The sequence below is a fragment of the Coleofasciculus sp. FACHB-712 genome (genome assembly GCF_014695635.1).
Lineage (GTDB): Bacteria > Cyanobacteriota > Cyanobacteriia > Cyanobacteriales > FACHB-T130 > FACHB-T130.
In genome coordinates this window covers 1-4,785 of the sequence record NZ_JACJOQ010000700.1, presented here as the reverse complement: position 1 = coordinate 4,785, position 4,785 = coordinate 1, and the positions used below count along the sequence as shown (strand labels likewise).

Below are 4,785 nucleotides of genomic sequence, written 5' to 3'. Positions count from 1 at the left end.
CCTCCCCTATTTGGGCTATTTCTTCTGTAGAAGGTCGATGAGCAAAAGATGCTAGGAGAAATAATACTTTTCGAGGCGGTTTATCGGCGGTCTCAAGTTGGCTAAATAGCACATAGCAATTATTTTCACCGCACAAATACACACCAGGCCATGCAGCAATTTTCTCAGCGTTCCTCGATTTTTCTTCTATTCCAGAGATAATTTGATAGTAAATTTCCCAGTCTTCTCCGATTTCTGGACTCTTGAACTTGGCAATCCACTCATCACTTTCGTAGAGGATTGCCCAAGAGTCTTTATCCTTTTCTATCTCCCAGCCTGGAGGTTCTAGCCAGGGAAGCAAATCGTCTGGAAGCGGTTCGCGTCTTGAAGACACGTTGCTGGCTGACGGTTGCTGTTGTTGAAGCCAACCAGTTAGCGCTTCCTTATCTAATTGGCAGTCGAGATTCTTTTTGCCGTACTCTTCTGGGGTTCGCAGGAACTTTTTGTATTCTTTAGAGCCACGGAGAAAAATGTCTAGTAGGCACAGCACCAGATCATCCTGTACGGGTCGAATTCTGGCAATGAGGCGTAAATTGTTTTCCCCTCTCCGCTTTAAGTAGGGATAAACCCTCTCAAAACGTGCCTGTGACTCATCAATACTCAAAGGCTCAAGTTCGTTGCATAATTTATCTACTTGAGCCTGAACACCATAGCACAGAGTCTTTCGGTTAAATTGGGAGGTGCGATAGACGTACATAAACTTGTCTGTAGCTGTTTCTGAAAAAAACAGGCTGAAGCCACTATTACTTATTGTTATGCAGTAGAGAAATTGCTGTGTAGAATTTTTGTTACATCTTACACAGAATCGCAGTTTTTGCCTCAAATAGTTCTAATTTGCCTATCCTTCCAGGTCGTGTCATTATCCACTTGTGTTGAAACTTGAGCTTTGTTTCAATCCCGCCAGAGAATAAAATTTCCCTTCTAATTGCTCAGAGAATGGTTTAAAAAACTGAATTTTTATAAAATTAGTCTGTTTCAACTTACATTTTGTACTACTCGCATTACCTGTCTCTAGTTTCAACCCTTTGCTAACAGAAGCAAGTTTTCTCTTAGAAGACTAAGTAGAAATTTAAGTCCATTTCAATGAACTTAAGCTATGAGCTTTGGACTGAATTTCAAAGCAGACTCTCAGCTTCCTGCGAATGGTGCAATATGTCCTTATGCTTAAGGTAATGACAAACCTTCCAGGGTGAGCCAGGAAAGGAGAAATCACCGATATCCTAGTACCTATGTCAATTGGTATTTAATTACATTTTTCTACTTAAGCACTTGTCTGAATGGGTAGTTGCACGGTAAATGTAGTCCATCCTTGTGTGCTTTGAGCCTGAATGGTTCCTCCTATTTTTTCGACCAAATTTTGCACTAAATATAGCCCTAATCCACTTCCCCCCTCTTTCCAGATATCACCATTAGGAATGCGGTAAAACTTTTCAAAAACTCGAGGCAACTCTGTATTTAAAATTTCTGCTTGATTGGTAATTTTAAAGTTCACTCTTGAATTTGAGTTTAAATTAATATTTATTGAATAATTCACATAAACACTAATGGATATTTCACCAAAAGAGGGGGTATATTTACAAGCATTTCCAATCAACTCTATTAATATTTGCTCCAGACAAATCCGGTCTGAAATCAGTGGGGGAAGATCGGGAGAACAATCAATATTTAAAATTTGCTGGCGCTGAGCTATTCCAGGTTTAAATGGCTCAATTAAAGTCGGAAGCCAGTATTTTAGAATTAAAGTTTCTGGAGATATTAATTTTTTTTCCGATTCTAAACGATGCAAATCTAAGATATTGTTAACTAGTTCTATTTCCCGAATACATTCAGCTTCTAATAGCGCTCTATATTGTTGCTGTTGTTCTTCATTAGAAATGATTTCCAACATTTGAATAATCAGCTTCATGTTGGCTAGAGGGGTTCGCAAATCGTGAGAGGCTCTAGCGAGCAAATCATCTTTCTGAATACTGAGCTGCTGGAGTTCTTGGATTTTCCTTTGCAGGAGTGTCACAGCTTCTTGTTTTTTTAGCCGAGTAGCGATCGCGCCTAGCAATTCTGCTCTGGTAAACGGCTTCGTCAGATAATCATCAGCTCCCAGTTGCATCCCTTGGCGCAAGTCTTCTCTCTCCGTTTTAGCGGTGAGAAAAATGAACGGAATCATTGCCGTTATCTGGTCTTGGCGCAATTGAGTTAGCACGCTGTAACCATCAAAATCGGGCATCATGATATCACAAATAATTAAATCGGGTTCGTGTTCCCTCGCTAACTGCACTCCCACCAAACCGTTTTCCGCACCAATGGCATCAAACTCCTCAGCCTTGAGGAGTTTGAGAAGGTTGCTTCTAACTGCTGGCTCATCTTCAATCACCAGAATCTTTTTCACAGGTCTGACTCGTCAATCTGTTATTTAAAGGAAGAACGACTTTAAATGTCGTGCCAAGCCCAATTTTACTAGCTACTATTATCCTACCCTGATGTAAGTCTACACACCTTTTAACAATTGCCAGTCCTAATCCCGTACCATTGATGTTACTAACATTTGTGCCCCGGTGAAACGGTTCAAACAATCGGGATCGATCTGCTAGAGGAATCCCGATTCCTTCATCTTGTATTTCCAAAATAGCCTCTCCGTCTTGGGAAGTAACTTCAAAATAAATATTGCTGTTATTTGGTGAATAATTAATAGCGTTCGAGAGCAAATTATTTAAAATTTGTCGCAGCAACATTCTATCCATACCAACACTCAGAAATTGGTATCGACTGGTAAAGATAATCTTATGCCCACGGCTCGCGGTAAGTTGTATTTCGGCAATAATTGTCCGACAAAATTCAATTAGGTCAAGGGATACCGGATTAAAGTTTAATCTTGCTGCGTCGGCTCTCCCTAATGTCAGCACATCATTTAACAGATGGGTCATGTGGTTAACAGAGGATTGAATGAGATGAAGTTGTTCTAATCTTTCCTCTTGAGTCCAGCGATCGCCATAATATTCTAGTAATTCGGAAGAAGACAGAATAATGCTTAAAGGCGTGCGGAACTCGTGAGAAGTCATAGAGACAAAGCGAGATTTCAGTTCGCTCAGTTCTTTCTCTTTTGCCAAAGCATTCAAAATCTCTTCTTCTGCCTGTTTGCGCTCCGTAATATCTATGCACGAGCCGATGTAACCCGCAAAGCTGCCATCAGGTGTGAAGCGCGGAATCCCCGTATCTAAAACCCAGCGATAATTCCCATCAGCACGCTTGAGGCGGTATTCCACTCGCACTGGTTGGCGAGTATTGAAGGCTGATTTATAGGTGTCCAAGCAACATCGTAAATCATCAGGATGTACACTTTCTAACCAACCGTTGCCCAGTTCTTGTTCAAGATTGCGTCCTGTAAAATCTAACCAAGCTTTGTTGAAAAATGTTCCCTTGTAATTAAGGTCTGACATCCAAATCAAGGCAGGCACGTTGTCAGCCATAATCCGGAAGCGGGTTTCGCTTTCCCGCAACGCTTCCTCCATCTGTTTGCGCTTAGTTACATCCAGAGTTAGAGACAGCACTGATACTAAATTGCCCGATTTATCTAATAATGCCGAGTTGTACCATTCGCAATAAACAACCGAACCATTCTTAGTGTAATTGCGGTTGCGAGAAACATTACGCTGTTCGCTGCTATCGATTAGCCGCTGAATAACGCTATCGACAGTTGGCACGTCTTCAGAAAAGACAAACTGCCACTCAGCGGGATGTTTGCCAATGACTTCCTCCGCTTTCCACCCGAAGATTTTTTCTGCTTCCGACGACCAACGCGACACCCGAAAATTACAATCCCACTCTATGACCGCTAGGGGTGAGTTTTCAAAATGAAAGTTTAGTCTCTGAAGTGCATCCCGGAGCGCTTCCTCTGTCTGCTTTTGCTCAGTAATGTCACGAGCGACACTTAACACAGACTCCACTGACCCATCTAAAGCAAATTCTGGGACGATACGAGCTTGATAGCATTTTCCGCTGACTGAGGACTTGCTTTCAAAAACGTGTGGCTGACCTGTTGTAAACACATCTTGAAGAATTTGTTGAAAAGGAATATAAATTTCTGGTTGGATTCCTAACTCTGGATGAGTTTTGCCGATAAAGATTTGTGGGGATATTCCGATTGCTCGTTCTACAGCGGAATTGACATATAAATGTTGCAATTGTTTGCCAAATCGGGAAATGATATCAGGGGAATTGTCAGCCAGTGCTTTAAACTCTTGTTCGCGGCGGTGGAGTGCTTCCTCTGACTGCTTGCGCTCGGTGATATCGACTGCAATCCCGGTTGTTCCGATTACCTCCCCGGTGTTATTAAAAATTGGGGTTTTAATTGTTTCTGTCCATAGCATCTTTTCTTCTTGGTAGACCGCGGGTTCTTCGACACGCTTGCGCTTGCCGATTTTCATCACCTCTCGATCGTCCTCTCGATATCTCTGGGCTAAATCTGGATGCCAAATATCTAAATCTGTCTTCCCAATTAAGTCTTCTGGTTTGAGTCCGCAGGCGTTGCCAAATGCCTCGTTGACGGCAATGAATCTGCTTTCTTTGTCTTTTAACCAAGCTAAATGGGGAATGTTATCGAGGATGGCTTTCTGCTGGCTGCGCTGCTGTGTTAGCTGTTCCTCTGCTTGCTGGCGTAGCGTAGCGTGCCGCAGGCTTTCACTAATGTCTTCTAAAATTCCAACATGACCGATAAATTCTCCTCGATCGGAGAACATCGGTGAAGACCGAACG

Annotated in this window: 2 protein-coding genes and 1 pseudogene; all 3 read right to left on the bottom strand. The window is 42.3% G+C overall.

Features of this window, described 5'->3' with window-relative positions; all coding sequences use genetic code 11:
* A pseudogene (locus tag H6F50_RS26065) lies at nucleotides 1-736 on the bottom strand (hypothetical protein); the annotation flags it as partial.
* 564 nt (nucleotides 737-1,300) lie between these two features.
* Complete coding sequence (locus H6F50_RS26060; RefSeq protein WP_190430945.1) at nucleotides 1,301-2,422, bottom strand: response regulator; 1,122 nt, start codon at nucleotides 2,420-2,422, stop codon at nucleotides 1,301-1,303.
* The coding region (locus H6F50_RS26055; RefSeq protein ID WP_190430944.1) for a PAS domain-containing sensor histidine kinase at nucleotides 2,400-4,785 on the bottom strand (2,386 nt) is incomplete at its 5' end. The genes H6F50_RS26060 and H6F50_RS26055, both read right to left, overlap by 23 nt.